The sequence below is a fragment of the Agromyces subbeticus DSM 16689 genome, from assembly GCF_000421565.1.
Taxonomy (GTDB): Bacteria; Actinomycetota; Actinomycetes; order Actinomycetales; family Microbacteriaceae; genus Agromyces; species Agromyces subbeticus.
Genome location: NZ_ATXG01000011.1, coordinates 18,135 through 34,275, shown reverse-complemented (window position 1 = coordinate 34,275; position 16,141 = coordinate 18,135). Strand labels below are relative to the sequence as shown.

Here is a 16,141-nt window from a genome sequence, read left to right as displayed (position 1 = left end):
TGGGGGACGCGGACGCGAGAGCGCGAATCGATCGTGACCGGACATACCCGCGCGGCTTCCCCCCGCGGCGTCCGGGCGTCGTTACCGTGGCGCCATGAGAGAGAAGTATCCGGAGATCGAGCCGCTGGACACCGGCATGCTCGACGTGGGGGACGGCCAGCACATCTACTGGGAAGTGTCGGGCAATCGGCAGGGGAAGCCGGTCGTGTTCCTGCACGGTGGACCGGGTGCCGGCACGAACCCCGAGCATCGACGGCTCTTCGATCCCGAGCGCTACCGCATCGTGCTCTTCGACCAGCGCGGCTGCGGCCTGTCGATCCCGCACGCGAGCGAGCCCGCAGCGAATCTCGCCGCGAACACGACGTGGCATCTGGTCGCCGACATGGAGCGACTGCGCGGGCACCTCAGCATCGACCGCTGGCAGGTGTTCGGCGGTTCCTGGGGCAGTGCGCTCGCGCTCGCGTACGCGCAGACGCATCCCGAGCGGGTGACCGAGCTCGTCTTGCGCGGCATCTTCACCCTGCGCCGCCAGGAGCTCGACTGGTTCTACGAGGGCGGCGCCTCTGCGGTCTTCCCCGACCTGTGGGAGGAGTTCATCGCCCCCGTGCCGGTGCACGAGCGAGCCCACCTCATCGAGGCATACGGTCGACTGCTCTCCGATCCGAATCCGGAGGTGCACGAACCGGCCGCTATCGCCTGGGCGCGCTGGGAGTCGTCGACCATCACGCTGCTGCCGCAAGCGGCCACGATCGCCCGCTTCACCGCCCCCGAGTACGCCACGGCCTTCGCACGTATCGAGAACCACTACTTCCGGCACGGCGGATGGTGGGAGGAGGGGCAGCTGATCCGGGATGCCGCGCGGCTCCGCGACATCCCCGCCGTCATCGTGCAGGGGCGGTACGACATGTGCACGCCTGCGATGACGGCGTGGGACCTGCATCGGGCGTGGCCCGAGGCGGAGCTCACGATCGTCGACGATGCCGGCCACGCCTTCGATGAGCCGGGCATCCTCGACGCGCTGATCACGGCCACCGATCGGTTCGCCCGCGGACACGTCGACGATGAGGTCGAGGTCGACGCCGCCGACGACGACGCCGACGACGCCGACGACGCCGGTCTCGATGACGACGCTGCCGCCGATCTCGGTGAACCACGCGCGCACGACGCGGAGTAGCTTCGGATCATGACGTTCAATCCCGACGCCGACATCAGCGGTGGCAAGGCCTCCAGACGCGGGCGCAACACCGGCATCGCCGTCGCCGGCGGCGGCGTGGGCGTGATCGCGATCTTCCTGATCTCCCAGCTGCTCGGCGTCGACCTGTCGCCGCTGCTCGGTGGTGGCGGCGGCGGGCAGCCGGCGGCGAGCGACTCGGCACTCGAGCAGTGCCTCACCGGTGCCGACGCCAACGAGAACGTGGAGTGCCGCATGAAGGGCGCCTCGGCCTCGCTCGAGGCCTACTGGGAGACCGAGGCGCCGGAGCTCGGCATCGCGTACAACCCGCCGCAGGACTTCATCCTCTTCGATCAGGCCACGACGACGGGCTGCGGCAGTGCATCGGCCGCCACCGGCCCGTTCTACTGCCCGCCCGATCAGACGATCTACATCGACGTGACCTTCTACGACGAACTGCGCAGCCGCTTCGGCGCGAGCGGCGGGCCGCTCGCCGAGATGTACGTCATCGCGCACGAGTGGGGCCACCACGTGCAGAACCTCGACGGCACGCTCGCGCGCTCGCAAGACGGGCAGACCGGGCCGACGTCGAACGCCGTCCGGGTCGAGCTGCAGGCCGATTGCTACGCCGGCGCCTGGGCGGCGAACGCATCGCAAGTGGCCGACGACAGCGGCGTGCCGTTCCTGCAGCCGATCACCGAGGCGCAGTACCGAGACGCGCTGAGCGCGGCCTCTGCGGTCGGCGACGACCGGATCCAGCAGGCCACCCAGGGGCAGGTCACGCCGCACTCGTTCACGCACGGCTCGAGCGAGCAGCGCATGGCCTGGTTCAAGACCGGTGTCGAGCAGGGCGCCGGTGCCTGCGACACGTTCGCGGTGGCTCCCGCCGACCTGTGAACGGGCGCAGGCTCGCCACCCGCTCTCGCTGCCGCTTCGTCGAAGCCGTCACGGAATTCTTCGCACGACCCGCGTCATGATCTCGTGAATTCCTCGTCTCTCAAGTGAAGCGCACCGCGGCGTGCGCAGAACGGGGAGCTCGAGCATGCGACGACGTGACACACCCATTCCCCACCGCGAGTTCTTCCACGCGGTGACCATCGACGAGACCGTGGGGCTCTCCTGCACCTGCAACCGGGGCGTCGACCATTGGTACGCCGAACCCGCGCACAATCCGCACACCGAGGGAACCCGCCTCGGCGCCCGGGCGCAGCAGGACGACGCGAGTTCACGCGTGAACGGTGAGCCGGCCTCGATCCACTCGCCGAGCAGCCGGCTCGGGAACTCGCACGCGATGACCGTGACCGGCACGTCGTAGCGCCGCTCGTCGCCCAGCCGCATCGGCTCGTTCGCCACGGCCACGGCCGCGGGCTCGGGAACCGCCCGCGCCCGGAACTCGGCGCGCCGCCCCTCGTCGAGGTCGGTGAGGTCCTCATCACTGAAGGCCTCCCACGGTTGAATCGGAAGGTCGGCGCCCTCGGCCGGCCGTCGCGAGCACGACGATTCCAGCGGCGAGCACGAGCAGCCCGAGCAGCGCGCCCGCCGTGAGGCTCTCGCCGAGCAGCGCGACACCCAGCACTCCTGCAGTCAGCGGCTCGGCGAGCGTGAGCGTCGACACGGTCGCCGGGGCGAGGCCGCCGAGTCCGAATCCGAAGAGGAGGTACGCGACGGTCGTCGTGACGAGGCCGAGCCAGACGGCCATCGCGAGGCCGGGGCCGGTCGTGAGCCACGAGGCATCCGTCGCCGCGAGCAGTGGAATGCTGAAGACCGCTGCCGTGCCGAACAGCCCGCCCATGGCCGCTGCGTTGCTCCACCCGCGGTCGAGCAGCGCCTTCGCAGCGAGCGTGTAGACGGCGTAGGAGGCGCCGGCTGCGAGTGATGCGGCGAGTCCGACCGGGTCAGCAGCGCTCCCGCCACCGCTCATCCCGCCCGTCGCCGCGGCGAGGATGCCGACGCCGACCGTCGCGATCGCGGTCGCGAGGGCCCAGCGATGACCGGGGTAGCGCCGCCGCAGCACCCAGTCGAGCCCGCCGGTGATGACGGGAGCCGAGCCGAGGGCGACGACGGTGCCGACCGCGACGCCGTTCGCCGACGTGCCGGCGAAGAAGGCCGGCTGATACGCGAGCACGCCCGCCGCGCCGATGGCGACGAGCAGCCACGTGGGCAGCGGATGCCGCGAAGCGACGCCGGTCGCCGGCGCGGCGGGTGTCCCTGCCGCACCACGCCCGCGACCGGCGACGTGCACGACCAGCGCGATGAGCCCGAGGGCACCGCCGCCGATCAGGATGCGAGCAGCGCCCACCGACGCGGCGCTCGCGTCTGGCCCGAGCGCCTGCGCAGTGCCCGTGGTGCCGAAGCACACGGCTGCCAGCAGCACGGCGGTCACGTATCGCATGCCATATTGTTACACAATCCCGACGAGTCGCTCGAGACACCGGCGGTCGAGCGCGGAACGACCCGTGCTGGCCGGTAGGCTCGCGGATGTCGTGCGCCCGGCACGGCGACGATGCCGCCCCGCCCCGCGGCATCCGCTTGCCCTCGAAGGGTGACCGACCGGAAGGACCCCTGTGCGCGCCGTGCTCTTCAACGCCTTCGGTGAGGCACCCGAGCTCACGGATGTGGCCGAACCCGAGTGCCCGCCCCGCGGTGCCATCATCCGGGTTCGCGCCACCGGCGTCTGCCGCAGCGACTGGCACGCCTGGATGGGGCACGACGACACCGTCTCCCTGCCGCACGTGCCGGGGCACGAGTTCGCCGGCGAGATCGCCGCGCTCGGCTCCGAGGTCGCTGGCGATTCCGGCTGGGCCGTCGGCGACCGGGTCACCGCGCCCTTCATCTGCGCGTGCGGGCGCTGCGACGAGTGCCGCACGGGCAATGAGCAGGTGTGCGACCACCAGTCGCAGCCGGGCTTCACGCACTGGGGCTCCTTCGCCGAGTACGTCGCGATCGACGAGGCCGAGCTCAACCTCATCCGGCTTCCCGACTCGCTCGGGTTCGTCGAGGCGGCCTCGCTCGGCTGCCGGTTCGCGACCGCCTACCGAGCCATCGTCTCGCGCAGCCGGCTCGCTCCCGGCGAGCAGATCGCGGTGCACGGATGCGGCGGGGTCGGCCTCTCGGCGATCATGATCGCCGTGGCGGCGGGCGTGAAGGTCTACGGCGTCGACGTCTCGGATGCCGCGCTCGCCGCGGCCGAAGGGCTCGGTGCGGTGCCGGTGCAGGGCGGCGAGGGCGCGGCCGATCGCATCCTCGAGGCGTCGGGCGGCGGCGTCGACGTCTCGGTCGACGCGTACGGCTCGACCGAGACGTCGTTCGCCTCCGTCCGCAGCCTGAAGAAGCGCGGCCGCCACGTGCAGATCGGTCTCATGGTCGGCGACTCCGCGCTCGCCGCGATGCCCATGGACGCCGTGATCGCCGGCGAGCTCGAGATCCTCGGCAGCCACGGCATGGCCGCGCACGAGTACCCGTTCATGCTGAGCGCCGTCGCCTCGGGCGACTTCCGGCCGATCGAACTCGTCGGGCGGCGCATCACGCTCGACGAGGTGCCGGCGGCGCTCGCGGCGATGGGCACGGCCGGTGGCGCCGGCTCGGGCATGACGGTCGTCGAGCTGTAGCGTCACCCGCTCGGGTTTCGCAACGCGCCATCCGCTGCCCGTAGCATGACGTGAACCCTCAGGAGGAATCGATGAGCGATGGCCGCGTTGCACCCGCCGGCTGGTACCCCGACCCGAGCGGCGACGCCGCGGCGCAACGCTGGTGGGACGGCGGACGGTGGACCGAGCACGTCGCGCCGGCCGCGCCGGTGGCACCCGTGCACCACGTTGCGCCCGTCGAGTCCGTCGCGCCGATCGCTCCCGCGTATGCCGTTGCACCGGTCTCGCCAGTCGCTCCCGCGTACGCCGCCGCTCCCGCCTACGTCGCCGCCCCGGCCTACGGCGGCGCGATCGCCCCGTACGGCGGCCAGGTCGCCCCGAAGGTTCCCGCCGGCACGCCCGTCGACACCGTGTGGATCTGGCTGCTCGTCGCCCTGCCCGTGTTCGCGGCCCTTCCCCTGTTCTTCTGGGACTTCGAGGGCTACATGGCCCGTTCGATGTCGATGACCGGTGCCATGTCGCCCATCGAGTCCGCGCTCGGCCCGTACACCGATCCCGCCTACCTCGCACTGACGCTGCTCAGCTGGCTCGTCTACGGGGTGTCGGTCTGGATCGCGTACCTCGACACCGCAGCGCTCAAGCGTCTCGGCTACGAACGCCGGTTCCACTGGGCATGGGCGTTCCTCTCGTCGATCGTCTACGTGATCGGCCGCTCCGTCGTGGTGCGCCGGCAGGCGGGCCGGGGTTACGCGCCGATGTGGGCGGCGATCGCGCTGACGGTGGTCGTCACGATCGCCGTGATCGTGTGGACGTTCGTGGCGATCGCGAACAGCATCTCCACCGCCATCGGGACGTACCCGTACTCCTACTGATCCACGCAGCCTGACCCGGCGTGGCGCCCGCGACAGTGGTCGCCGATCGCTCGAGGCGTCAGAATGGGGCAATGGACCCCGTCGCCGCGCTCGAGGAGATCGCGTTCCTCCTCGAACGTGATCGGGCCTCTGCCTTCAAGTCGAAGGCGTTCCGCCGCGCCGCCGACGTCATCCGCCCGCTCGCGGCCGACGACGTCGCGGCGCGGGTGCGCGACGGTCGCCTGCAGCGCACGAAGGGCATCGGCGACACGACGTTCACGGTCATCGCGCAGGCGACGGATGGTGCGGTGCCCGACTACCTCGTCGAGCTGCGCACGCGCACCGGGCTCTCGCCGACGGGCGCGCCGACCGGCCTGCGCGGGCAATTGCGGGGTGACCTGCACAGCCACACCGACTGGTCCGACGGCACCACGACCCTCGAGGCGATGGCGCAATCTGCCACGGCGCTCGGACTCGAGTACCTCGCCGTCACCGACCACTCGCCGAGCCTCCGCGTGGCCAACGGCCTCAGCGCCGAACGGCTGATCGCCCAGCAGCAGGTGATCGACGACGTGCAGGCGGCGGCCGGCGGCATCCGTCTGCTGCACGGCATCGAGGTCGACATCCTGCTCGACGGCTCGCTCGACCAGACGCCAGAGCTGCTCGACCGTCTCGATGTCGTCGTCGCGAGCGTGCACTCGAAGCTGCGCACCGAGGCGCCCGAGATGACGAAGCGGATGTTGCGAGCCATCGCCCAACCGCACACGAACGTGCTCGGCCACTGCACCGGTCGTCTCGTCGAGGGCTCGCGCGGCACCCGCCCGCAATCGACCTTCGATGCGGAGGCCGTGTTCGAGGCGTGCGCCGAACACGGCGTCGCGGTCGAGATCAACTCACGGCCCGAGCGTCAGGACCCGCCCGACGAGCTCATCCGGCTCGCGCTCGACGCCGGTTGCCTCTTCTCGATCGACAGCGACGCGCACGCGCCGGGCCATCTGACCTTCCTCGAACTCGGTGCCGCCCGCGCCGCGGCCAATGAGGTGCCCGCTGAGCGCATCGTCACGACCTGGCCGGTCGAACGACTTCTGGAGTGGACTCGCGACCGCTGACCCGCGAGGGCCGTCACTCGTTCGCGGGGCGCGCCTGCACTGCCGCGACGACGGCGTCGATGTCGTCGTCGGATGCCGGGAGCCCGGCGTCTTCGAGTCGCTGACGCGCCATCACGCGCAGGTCGTCGACGGCGCCGGTTCCGAGGTCGCTGCGCATCTGCACCACGATGCCCGCGAGCTTCTGCCGCAGGCTCGCGTCGTCGTGGCCGTCTTCGATCGGTTCGTTCTGCACGTCCATGCCCTCGACGCTCGCAGGGCGGGCGGCATCTGCCAACCCCTTGACGGCCGGCCCAGGTCGTGCCGTGGGGCGCGGGCGCGGTGGGACGCGCCGTCAGTTCGATTGTTCCTTCGTGGGCGGATGCAGCGCTCCGCGGTGGATCTCGAACGACCGCGAGTGCCCGGGTGCATCGGGGTCGTCGACGATCGGCTGGTCGGCCATGAACAGGCGGATGAGGTGCGCGAGTTCACCCGGGTGGCTGAAGTTGATGGCGTGCGCGGCGCCCTCGATCATGACGAGCAGCACGTGGTTGTCGGTGCGGCCGGCGACCTCCTTGACGCGGGCCGGCCCCGGCATCAGTGGATCCCGGTCTCCGATGACCACGAGCGTCGGGATCCGCAGTTCGAGCAGCCGCTCGAGCGTCGGGTAGCGGGTGAGGGCGCGGAACATCTTGAAGGTGCTCGGCACCCCGAACCGCAGGTAGTCGGGAGTCGCAACCCGCATCATGCGCGGCGGTTCGCGAGTGCCGTCTCGAGTCAGCTGGCCCACGGCCCGGCGCAGGGGCTGGTTGTGCAGGCCGCCCGCCGGCGAGACGAGCACGGCACGGTCGAGACGTTCGGGGTGGCGGAAGGCGTACTCGAGAATCACCGGGCACCCCATCGAGTTGCCGACCAGCGTGGCCGATTCGATGCCGCGGTCGTCGAGGAACCCCACGGCAGCCCGCGCCAGGCCGGGCACGTCGAGGGCGTCGGGTGCCTTGCCGCTGTGTCCGAACCCCGGCAGGTCGGGCACGAGCGTGTGGAACTCGTTCATCAACCGCTCGGCCGTCGGCAGGAGGTAGCGGCCCGAGAGGCCGAAGCCGTGCAGGTGCATCATCGCCGGGGCATCCGGCGGTGCCGGCGACTCGCGATAGAAGACATCGATGCCGTCGACGGTCGTCCATCGCTCGGCCAGACGCGACGCTGCCCGCCTGGGGTGTCGGCGTCGAGCCGCGGTCGTGGCCATGTCGACGATCATCCTCGCCGCGGGATCACGCGTCAACGAAGCCGAACAGACGAGAAAAGCCCCCGGGGAGACCGGGGGCTTTCAGGTGGTGGCTCCGACGGGCGTCGATCCCGTGACCTCACGATTTTCAGTCGTGCGCTCTACCAACTGAGCTACAGAGCCTCGGGGCATCCGCTCGATCTGCATCGAACTGCTGCCTCGAATAAGGAGAAAGCCCCTTCTCTCGTAAGGGAAAGGGCTTGTCGCCTGAGCGACCCTGACGGGACTTGAACCCGCGACCTCCGCCGTGACAGGGCGGCACGCTAACCAACTGCGCTACAGGGCCTCGTGGCACCTTGCGGCACCGAGGTATTCAGTTATATGTCTTGCAATTGTATGTCGTGCAGTGACCCCAACGGGATTCGAACCCGTGCTGCCGCCGTGAAAGGGCGGTGTCCTAGGCCACTAAACGATGGGGCCGGAGGGCTGTGCTGGGCACGCCCGCCGACAGCCAAGCATACGTGCAGTCGGGCGAGATGGCAAAACGAGTGCCGCGGATGCCGCGGGGCCCGCCACGGAGCATCCGCGGACATGCGCCGCAAATGCCCGGAAAGCGCCGGATCCATGCATATCGTGGGGGCTGCCAGTGCCCGAACCGAGAGCGAGGAGCGCGGGGACCCGAGCCCGCGTGGACGGGGAAAGATGTACCGCACCACAGATCGCACGCCCACCGCCCGAGCCCGAACGAGCCCGGTTCCGCGGGGCGGGCGAGGCGTCCAGCGCGCACCGCGCGAACGCCGCGAACGGAGTGCGCGCAGATCGCAGACGCCCCGCCGACTCATCGCCGTCGTCGCCATCATCGCCGCGGCCCTCGTCGGGCCGATCGTCACGGTTCCGCAGCCGGCGATCGCCGCCACCTACCCGACGTGGGACGAACTGCAGGCCGCGAAGGCGAACACCGCCGCCGGCGCTGCCGCGGTCGAGCAGGTCACGGCGCTCATCGCACAGCTCGAAGACAATGTCGCCTTCACGCGGGCCGAGGCCGAGAAGCGCACCGACGAACTCTTCGTCGCGCAGCAGAAGTACGACGAGGCGGTGATCAGGGCCGATCAGATCCAGGCCCAGGCCGACGCATCCGCCACCGAGGCGCAGGTCGCCGAGACCAATGCCGGCCAGGTCGCCGCGCAGCTCTACCGCTCGGGCGGCAACGACGTCGGCGTGAACCTCTTCCTCGATGCCGGTGACGCGCAGGCGACCGACGCGCTGCTCTCCAAGCTCGGCAACATGGAGAAGATGGTCGAGCGCACCTCGAGCATCTACGACCGGGCGCAGGAGAAGAAGAACACCGCCCTCGCGCTGGCAGATCAGGCCGAGGTCGCGCAGGCCGAGCGCGAGAAGCTGCGCATCGCCGCCGAGGCCGCGCTCGTGGCCGCGCAGGAGGCACAGGCTGCTGCCGAGGCCGCGCTCGCCGAATCGCAGGCGAAGAAGATCGAGCTCGACGCGCAGCTGGCCTTCCTGAAAGACGCCGAGGCGAAGACCACCGCCGCGTACCAGGAGGGTGAGCGCATCCGCCAGGAGGAGGAGCGGAAGCGCCGCGAAGAAGCAGCTCGCAGCGGCTCGCCGGGCGGCGTGGCATCCTCGGGCTGGGCGAAGCCCGCCGGTGGCCGCATCACGGGCGACTTCGGCCCGCGTTCCCCGATCTGCTCCGGCGGCGGCTGCTCGGGCAGCTTCCACTACGCGGTCGACCTCGGCACCGGATGCTCCTCGCCGATCTACGCGGCGAACAGCGGCGTCGTGACCTTCTCGGGCTACTCGGGCACCTACGGCAACTTCATCAAGATCGACCACGGCGGCGGTGTCTCGACCGGCTACGCCCACATCCGCGACAACGGCCGATTCGTCGGCGTCGGAGCGTGGGTCGACGCCGGCCAGAACATCGCCTCGAGCGGCACGACCGGTGCCTCCGACGGCTGCCACCTGCACTTCGAGGTCTACAGCGGCGGCAACCGCATCGACCCGATACCCTTCATGGCAGATCGGGGGATCTCCTTTGGCTGAGAACAGGACCAGGCCGGTGTCGCGGGTGAAGCCCGCCACCGTCTTCTCGACGGTCGCGGTCGGCGCCGTCACCGCATCCGTCGTGGCAGCGGGCGGGCCGGCGATGGCCGAGCCCGACTACCCGTCGTGGAGCGAGATCGAGCAGGCGAAGACCAACGAGGCCACGAAGCAGGCCGAGATCGCACGCGTGGGCGATCTGCTCGCGGGTCTGCAGCAGGCAGCGGATGTCGCGGTGCAGGCGTCGCAGATGGCGGCCGAGTCGTACCGCATCGCCGTCGACGAGCGCGACCGCGCGGCCGAACGCGAACGCACGATCGGGCAGCAGGCCGATGAAGCCGACGCCGTCGCCGAGATCTCGAAGATGCGCGCGGGCCTGCTCGCCGCGCACCTCGCGAAGACGGCCGGCAACGACCTGACCTCGGAACTCGTGTTCTCGGGCGAGAACGCCGACGGGCTGCTGAAGCAGCTCGGCATGGCGTCCAAGCTCGGCGAGCAGGCGCAGGCCGTGTACGAGCAGGCGATCGCCGATCGGAACACCGCCGATGCACTGCGCGCCCAGGCCGCGACGGCCGCCGCCGAACGAACGCGGCTCGCCGCGCTCGCCGAGGCGAAGGCGACCGAGGCGAACGCGGCCGCAGAGGCCGCGATGTCGGCCGTCGCCGTGCAGGAGCAGCGTTCGGCCGAGCTCTACGCGCAACTCGCGACGCTGAAGGACACGACGGCCGAGCTCGAACGCGAGCGCGTCGAGGGGCAGGCACGTGCCGCGGCGGCTGCCGCGCTCCAGGAGGCGACTCGTCCCTCGTCACCGGCACCTGGCCCGGGCCCTGCGCCCGGCGGTGGTGGAGGCGGCGGTGGCGGAGCTCCCGCGCCCAATCCCGACCCGGCTCCGCCGAACGCGAGCGCCGTCGAGACCGCCATCTGGTTCGCGAGCCAGCAACTCGGCGAGCGGTACGGCCTCGGCGGTGCCGGCCCCGACGTCTGGGACTGCTCTGGCCTGACCCGGGCGGCGTACGCCGCAGCGGGCATCGGCATCGGCACACACTCGGCGACCAACCAGTACTACACGCTCGCGGGCCGCGGCAAGGCGGTCTCGCTCGGCAACGTGCAGCGCGGCGACCTGCTGTTCTGGGGTTCGGGTGGCAGCTACTATCACGTCGCGATCTACCTCGGCGGCGGCCGCATCCTCGAGGCTCCCGACTACGGCAAGCCAGTGCGCGAGTGGCCGATCTGGGGCAGCCCCTCGGCCGCGGCGCGCCCCGCGGGCTGAGCGCCGACGACGACAGACGCGAGAAGGGGCGGGCCGTGAGGCCCGCCCCTTCTCAGGTTCCGGATGTCGCGAGCCCGCGACATCCGCTCGGTTCATGCCCTGGTCAGTGACCGGGGAACTTCTCGATCGCCTTGGCGATGAGCGCCTCGGCCTCTGCTGCGTCGGCCCAGCCCTCGGTCTTGACCCACTTGCCGGGCTCGAGGTCCTTGTAGTGCTCGAAGAAGTGCTCGATCTCCTTGCGGGTGAACTCGGGGATGTCGCCGAGGTCTTGGATGTGGTTCCAGCGCGGGTCGCCCGCGGGCACCGCGATGACCTTCGCGTCGCCACCGCCGTCGTCGGTCATGTGGAACACGCCCACCGGGCGCACCTTGACGCCGACGCCCGGGAAGAGCGGGTAGTCGAGCAGCACGAGCACGTCGAGCGGGTCGCCGTCGTCGCCGAGGGTGTTCTCGAAGAAGCCGTAGTCGGTCGGGTACACGAACGTCGTGTAGAGCACGCGGTCGAGGAAGACGCGACCGGTCTCGTGGTCGACCTCGTACTTGTTGCGGCTCCCCTTGGGGATCTCGATGATGGCGGCGTACTCGCCCATGCTGGGTTCTCCTTGTCTGGAAGCTTCTGCCGGCGGCCCGCCTCGGGCGCGGCACGATCGGCGGAATAAGGTTACCTTGATGCCTTCCGACCAGCCGGCGCCGTTCCCTGAGCCTCCCGAAGGCGCTGCGGCCCCGCGACGCCCGCGCCTGACGCCGCCGATCGCCGATGTGCGCCGCGCCGTGCGCGGGGTGCTCCCGGGCGTGCCCGAATCGCAGCGGGGGAGCGGCGGGCCGCTCGTGCTCGTGGCGCTCTCGGGCGGGGCGGACTCGCTCGCGCTCGCCGCGGCCACCGCGTTCGAGGCGCCGCGAGCGGGGCTCAGGGCCGGTGCGATCGTCGTCGATCACGGCCTGCAGGCCGGCTCGGCAGATGTCGCGGCGGCCGCCGCTGCGCAGGCGCGCGACCTCGGGCTCGACCCCGTGCTCGTGCGCCGCGTCGAGGTGACGGGCGAGGGCGGGCCCGAGGCATCCGCTCGCTCGGCGCGCTATGCGGCGCTCGATGCCGCAGCTGTCGAGACCGGTGCCGTGCATGTGCTGCTCGGCCACACCCTCGACGACCAGGCCGAGACGGTGCTGCTCGGCCTCGCCCGCGGCTCGGGCGCGACGAGCCTCTCGGGCATGCCGGCTCGTGCCGGTCGCTACGCCCGGCCGTTCCTCGGCATCCGTCGCGCGACGACGAGGCAGGCATGCCTCGATGCCGGCCTCGTCGCCTGGGACGACCCCCACAACGCCGACGCCGCCTACGCACGGGTGCGGGTGCGCGAGCGAGTGCTGCCCGTGCTCGAGGCCGAGCTCGGACCGGGCATCGCCGAGGCCCTCGTGCGCACCGCCGAGCAACTGCGCGAAGACGACGAGGCCTTCGCCGAGCAGATCGAAGAGGTCATCGAGGAGATCTGCGACCCGGCCGAGGCCGGCATCGCGATCTCGGCCGGGGCGCTCGCTGCGAACCCGGCCGCGCTGCGCCAGCGCATCGTGCGCCACGTGGTGCAGAGCGAGTTCGGCGTCTCGCTCTCGCGCACCCAGACGCTCGAGGTGACCCGGCTCGTCACCGACTGGCACGGTCAGGGCCCCATCGAGCTGCCCGACGGCGTGCGGGCGACGCGCGCGGGCGCCCATGTCGTGCTGAGCGCGACCGGCTCGACCGAGGTGCTGCCGCGCGATCACTGACCCTCGCGACGCGAGTGAACGCGTAGGCTCGACGCATCCAATCGATGTCACATGAAGGAGCCGTATGTACGCGCGCGAGATCGAGGCCGACCTCACCGAGGTGCTCGTCACCGAAGCCGAGATCCACGCGAAGCTGGCCGAGCTCGCCCGGCGCATCGAGGCCGACTACGAGGGCCGCGACGTGCTGCTCGTCGGCGTGCTGAAGGGCGCGGTCATGGTCATGGCCGACCTCGCCCGCGAGCTCGCCGGGCATATCAAGATGGACTGGATGGCCGTGTCATCCTACGGCGCCGGCACGCAGTCGTCGGGCGTTGTGCGCATCGTGAAAGACCTCGACACCGACCTCACCGGCAAGCACGTGCTCATCGTCGAAGACATCATCGACTCGGGCCTGACCCTCAGTTGGCTGCTCGGCAACCTCGAGTCCCGCGGCGCGGAGTCGGTCGAGATCTGCGCGCTGCTGCGCAAGCCCGATGCCGCGAAGGTCGACGTCACCGTCAAGTACCTCGGCTTCGACATCCCGAACCAGTTCGTCGTCGGCTACGGCCTCGACTACGCCGAGCAGTACCGCAACCTCCGCGACGTCGCGATCCTCGCGCCGCACGTCTACTCCTGAACCGCTCGGGCTCCGCTGCTCCCTGCTGAACTTTCCCCTACGGTGAGCGACGGCACGCCCTAGAGTCATCGCATGGGCGAAGCTCGGCGCCACGGCAGGGTGCGCGACGCTGCTGCCGCGTTCACGAGCAACTGGCGCAATCCCAACCTGCGCCGCGCCCAGCTCAGCTTCCTCGGCGCCTGGACGGCCGAGTGGGCGTTCACCGTGGCGCTCGGCATCGTCGCCTATCGCGACGGCGGTGCGGTGGCGCTCGGACTCGTCGGTCTGCTCCGGATGCTGCCCTCGGCGATCCTCGCTCCACTGCTATCGCCCATCGCCGACCGAGGACGCCGCGAGCGGGTGCTCGTGCTCGTCTCGGTGGTGCGCGGTCTCGCGACGGCCGCGGCCGCCCTGGTCGCGGCGTTGTCGGGGCCCGTCGTGGTCATCTACGCCCTCGCCGTGCTCTCGACGATCGCCGCGACCCTCTACCGTCCGGCGCACTCCGCGCTGCTTCCGTCGCTCTGCCGCACGGGGCACGAGCTCGCGAGCGCCAACGTCGTGCGCGGCCTCCTCGACTCCGCGGCGACCCTCGTCGGCCCCCTGCTGGCCGCGGTGCTCCTGCAGTACACCGGTGTCGACGTCGTGTTCGCGGTGGCCGCGGCGGCGTCGTTCTGGGCCGCGGCGCTGCTGTTGCGGCTGCGCTACGACGCACCGCCGCGACCATCGGCGCCGAAGCATCCGAACCTCCCGCGCGAGGCCGCCGACGGCATCAGGGCCGTCGTGCAGAACCACGACCTGACGCTCGTCCTCGCGCTCGCGGCGGCGCAGGCACTCACGCGGGGCGCGCTCACCGTGCTCTCGGTCGTGGTGGCGATCGAACTGCTCGGCACCGGGGAACCGGGCGTCGGCGCACTGATGACCGCCGTCGGGGTGGGGGCCGTGCTCGGTTCGCTCGCGGCGTCGCTGCTCGTCGGCACCGGCCGGCTGGGGGTGTGGTTCGCCGTCGGGGTCGGGCTCTGGGGCCTGCCGTTCACGCTCATCGGCCTCGCGCCCGCCGAGATCCCGGCGCTCGGGCTGCTCGCGTTCGTCGGCGTCGGCAACGCCCTCATCGACGTCGCCGGGTTCACCCTCATCGCCCGTATGGCGCCCGACGAGGTGCTCGCCCGCGTCTTCGGGGTGCTCGAGAGTCTCGTCGCCGTGTTCATCGGCATCGGCGCCGTCGTCGCGTCGGTGCTCGTCGAATGGTTCGGCGTCGAGACGGCGCTGATCGCGATCGGTCTCGTGTGCCCGGTGCTGGCGCTTCTGTCGCTGCGGCGGCTGCGCGGCATGGACAGCTCGGTCGACGTGCTCGACGAGCAGATCGGCCTGCTCCAGCGAGTACGCATGTTCCGCGCCCTGCCACTGCCGTCGATCGAGCAGCTCGCCCGCGGCATGGAGTCCGTCGAGGTCGCCGCCGGTGCCGCCGTGTTCAGGCAAGGCGACCCCGGCGACCGGTTCTACGTCATCGAGATGGGCGAGGCCGACGTGGTCGGCGATGGTCGCGTCGTCGCGACACTCGGCCCGGGTGAGGGCTTCGGTGAGATCGCGCTGCTGCGCAGCACGCGCCGAACGGCCACGGTGGTGGCGAGGAGCGCCCTCGCGCTCCGGGCGCTCGGCTCAGAGCGGTTCCTTCCCGTGGTGCTCGGCTACACCGCGAGCACCAGCGCAGCGGCGGTCGTCGTCGACGGCCAGCTCGACCGCTACTCGCCGAAGGAGCCGTTCGACGACGCGCCGCCGCCCTCCTGATGGGGGGTGTCGAGAACGCCGTATCGGTGGGATCGTGAGGCATGGACTCCGGCCGCGCCGTGCTGCTCATCGCAGACATCGGTGGCTACACCGACTACATGAGCACGCACCGCATGAGCCTCGCGCACGCCGAGGTCAACACGGGGCGCATGCTCGAGCGCATGATCGACGCCGCCCCCGGGTTCGACCTGATCGAGATCGAGGGCGACGCGGCCTTCTTCTCGCTGCAGGTCGACGAGGGCACGACGGATGCCTCGATCACCGAGATCCTCGACGCCGCGGTCGCCATGCACCGCGCCTTCCATCTCGAGCGCCGGTACGTCACGGCCAACCTCTGCCCGTGCGTGGGATGCAAGGGCGCCGCCGACCTCAAACTGAAGTTCGTGGCGCACGTCGGCGAGGTCGCGACCCAGACGATCCGCGACCGCATCAAGCTCGTCGGCATCGACGTGATCCTCGTGCACCGCATGCTGAAGAACCCGGTCGGAATCCCCGAGTACGTGCTGCTCTCCGAAGAGCTGTACCGAGCCGGCGAGGCTTCCATGCGGGCACCTGTTCAGGAGGTCCTGCCCGAACTCGAGGGGTTCGGAACGGTGCGCGCCTACTTCGTCGACGTCGGCGACCTCGGCGGCTCGCAGGCGACACCGCCGGCGCCCTCGTGGCCGAAGCGCATCGGGCAGACGTTCGCCGCAGTAGGGCCGGGCCTGCCGTACATGGTGGGGCTGCGGCGTACCCGCCGCGCTGCAGCCGCGCTCTGAATCAC

At 71.0% G+C, this 16,141-nt stretch carries 16 protein-coding genes and 3 tRNA genes; 12 read left to right on the top strand and 7 right to left on the bottom strand.

Features of this window, described 5'->3' with window-relative positions; all coding sequences use genetic code 11:
- Positions 1-94 precede the first annotated feature (94 nt).
- The 3 genes from pip (at position 95) to H521_RS0114335 (ending at position 2,486) form a co-directional block, all read left to right on the top strand.
- Complete coding sequence (pip, locus tag H521_RS23520) at positions 95-1,174, top strand: prolyl aminopeptidase (protein ID WP_022893720.1); 1,080 nt, start codon at positions 95-97, stop codon at positions 1,172-1,174.
- Between the two features lie 9 nt (positions 1,175-1,183).
- Positions 1,184-2,068, top strand: a complete 885-nt coding sequence (ypfJ, locus tag H521_RS0114340; protein ID WP_022893719.1) for a KPN_02809 family neutral zinc metallopeptidase — start codon at positions 1,184-1,186, stop codon at positions 2,066-2,068.
- A gap of 145 nt (positions 2,069-2,213) precedes the next feature.
- Complete coding sequence (locus tag H521_RS0114335; RefSeq protein ID WP_022893718.1) at positions 2,214-2,486, top strand: hypothetical protein; 273 nt, start codon at positions 2,214-2,216, stop codon at positions 2,484-2,486.
- Positions 2,487-2,603: 117 nt separating this feature from the next.
- On the opposite strand, the gene H521_RS0114330 is transcribed toward H521_RS0114335, so the two are convergent.
- Entirely contained in the window at positions 2,604-3,563 is a 960-nt protein-coding gene (locus tag H521_RS0114330; RefSeq protein WP_022893717.1) for an EamA family transporter, read from the bottom strand.
- A gap of 172 nt (positions 3,564-3,735) precedes the next feature.
- On the opposite strand from H521_RS0114330, the gene H521_RS0114325 reads away from it, so the two are divergent.
- The 3 genes from H521_RS0114325 (at position 3,736) to H521_RS0114315 (ending at position 6,718) form a co-directional block, all read left to right on the top strand.
- Positions 3,736-4,779: a zinc-dependent alcohol dehydrogenase family protein gene (locus H521_RS0114325; protein ID WP_022893716.1), complete on the top strand. Its 1,044-nt coding sequence runs from the start codon at positions 3,736-3,738 to the stop codon at positions 4,777-4,779.
- A gap of 71 nt (positions 4,780-4,850) precedes the next feature.
- Positions 4,851-5,630 (top strand): DUF2510 domain-containing protein, encoded by a 780-nt coding sequence (locus H521_RS25115; RefSeq protein WP_022893715.1) that lies wholly within the window; start codon positions 4,851-4,853, stop codon positions 5,628-5,630.
- Between the two features lie 71 nt (positions 5,631-5,701).
- Positions 5,702-6,718: a PHP domain-containing protein gene (locus H521_RS0114315; RefSeq protein WP_022893714.1), complete on the top strand. Its 1,017-nt coding sequence runs from the start codon at positions 5,702-5,704 to the stop codon at positions 6,716-6,718.
- 13 nt (positions 6,719-6,731) lie between these two features.
- On the opposite strand, the gene H521_RS0114310 is transcribed toward H521_RS0114315, so the two are convergent.
- The 5 genes from H521_RS0114310 to H521_RS0114290 form a co-directional block, all read right to left on the bottom strand.
- Positions 6,732-6,956, bottom strand: coding sequence for a hypothetical protein (locus H521_RS0114310; RefSeq protein WP_022893713.1), 225 nt, complete (start codon positions 6,954-6,956; stop codon positions 6,732-6,734).
- Between the two features lie 93 nt (positions 6,957-7,049).
- On the bottom strand, positions 7,050-7,940 hold the full coding sequence (locus H521_RS0114305) for an alpha/beta fold hydrolase (protein WP_026482308.1): 891 nt from the start codon (positions 7,938-7,940) through the stop codon (positions 7,050-7,052).
- A gap of 86 nt (positions 7,941-8,026) precedes the next feature.
- A tRNA-Phe gene (locus tag H521_RS0114300) sits at positions 8,027-8,102 on the bottom strand.
- 89 nt (positions 8,103-8,191) lie between these two features.
- A tRNA-Asp gene (locus tag H521_RS0114295) sits at positions 8,192-8,265 on the bottom strand.
- 61 nt (positions 8,266-8,326) lie between these two features.
- Positions 8,327-8,399: transfer RNA gene (locus H521_RS0114290), tRNA-Glu, on the bottom strand.
- 222 nt (positions 8,400-8,621) lie between these two features.
- On the opposite strand from H521_RS0114290, the gene H521_RS23510 reads away from it, so the two are divergent.
- Positions 8,622-9,977 (top strand): M23 family metallopeptidase, encoded by a 1,356-nt coding sequence (locus H521_RS23510; RefSeq protein WP_022893711.1) that lies wholly within the window; start codon positions 8,622-8,624, stop codon positions 9,975-9,977.
- 25 nt (positions 9,978-10,002) lie between these two features.
- A complete protein-coding gene (locus H521_RS0114280) occupies positions 10,003-11,244 on the top strand; it encodes a C40 family peptidase (protein ID WP_026482307.1) in 1,242 nt (413 codons plus the stop codon).
- A gap of 103 nt (positions 11,245-11,347) precedes the next feature.
- On the opposite strand, the gene ppa is transcribed toward H521_RS0114280, so the two are convergent.
- Positions 11,348-11,833, bottom strand: a complete 486-nt coding sequence (gene ppa / locus H521_RS0114275) for an inorganic diphosphatase (protein WP_022893709.1) — start codon at positions 11,831-11,833, stop codon at positions 11,348-11,350.
- Positions 11,834-11,912: 79 nt separating this feature from the next.
- Here ppa and tilS point away from each other — a divergent pair, with 79 nt between their 5' ends.
- From tilS to H521_RS0114255, 4 genes are all read left to right on the top strand, one after another.
- A complete protein-coding gene (gene tilS, locus H521_RS0114270) occupies positions 11,913-12,998 on the top strand; it encodes a tRNA lysidine(34) synthetase TilS (protein ID WP_022893708.1) in 1,086 nt (361 codons plus the stop codon).
- A gap of 64 nt (positions 12,999-13,062) precedes the next feature.
- Complete coding sequence (gene hpt / locus H521_RS0114265; protein WP_022893707.1) at positions 13,063-13,614, top strand: hypoxanthine phosphoribosyltransferase; 552 nt, start codon at positions 13,063-13,065, stop codon at positions 13,612-13,614.
- Between the two features lie 72 nt (positions 13,615-13,686).
- Positions 13,687-15,378, top strand: a complete 1,692-nt coding sequence (locus tag H521_RS0114260) for an MFS transporter (RefSeq protein ID WP_084512393.1) — start codon at positions 13,687-13,689, stop codon at positions 15,376-15,378.
- A gap of 41 nt (positions 15,379-15,419) precedes the next feature.
- Complete coding sequence (locus tag H521_RS0114255; RefSeq protein ID WP_022893705.1) at positions 15,420-16,136, top strand: DUF2652 domain-containing protein; 717 nt, start codon at positions 15,420-15,422, stop codon at positions 16,134-16,136.
- The last annotated feature ends 5 nt before the right edge of the window (positions 16,137-16,141 follow it).

Bases quoted from the DNA above. Each gene is read 5' to 3' on its own strand.
- pip (WP_022893720.1), top strand. From the start codon at position 95: ATGAGAGAGAAGTATCCGGAGATCGAGCCGCTGGACACCGGCATGCTC.
- ypfJ (WP_022893719.1), top strand. From the start codon at position 1,184: ATGACGTTCAATCCCGACGCCGACATCAGCGGTGGCAAGGCCTCCAGA.
- H521_RS0114335 (WP_022893718.1), top strand. From the start codon at position 2,214: ATGCGACGACGTGACACACCCATTCCCCACCGCGAGTTCTTCCACGCG.
- H521_RS0114255 (WP_022893705.1), top strand. From the start codon at position 15,420: ATGGACTCCGGCCGCGCCGTGCTGCTCATCGCAGACATCGGTGGCTAC.
- H521_RS23510 (WP_022893711.1), top strand. From the start codon at position 8,622: ATGTACCGCACCACAGATCGCACGCCCACCGCCCGAGCCCGAACGAGC.
- H521_RS0114330 (WP_022893717.1), bottom strand. From the start codon at position 3,563: ATGCGATACGTGACCGCCGTGCTGCTGGCAGCCGTGTGCTTCGGCACC.
- H521_RS0114315 (WP_022893714.1), top strand. From the start codon at position 5,702: ATGGACCCCGTCGCCGCGCTCGAGGAGATCGCGTTCCTCCTCGAACGT.
- tilS (WP_022893708.1), top strand. From the start codon at position 11,913: ATGCCTTCCGACCAGCCGGCGCCGTTCCCTGAGCCTCCCGAAGGCGCT.
- H521_RS25115 (WP_022893715.1), top strand. From the start codon at position 4,851: ATGAGCGATGGCCGCGTTGCACCCGCCGGCTGGTACCCCGACCCGAGC.
- H521_RS0114260 (WP_084512393.1), top strand. From the start codon at position 13,687: ATGGGCGAAGCTCGGCGCCACGGCAGGGTGCGCGACGCTGCTGCCGCG.
- H521_RS0114305 (WP_026482308.1), bottom strand. From the start codon at position 7,940: ATGGCCACGACCGCGGCTCGACGCCGACACCCCAGGCGGGCAGCGTCG.
- ppa (WP_022893709.1), bottom strand. From the start codon at position 11,833: ATGGGCGAGTACGCCGCCATCATCGAGATCCCCAAGGGGAGCCGCAAC.
- H521_RS0114310 (WP_022893713.1), bottom strand. From the start codon at position 6,956: ATGGACGTGCAGAACGAACCGATCGAAGACGGCCACGACGACGCGAGC.
- hpt (WP_022893707.1), top strand. From the start codon at position 13,063: ATGTACGCGCGCGAGATCGAGGCCGACCTCACCGAGGTGCTCGTCACC.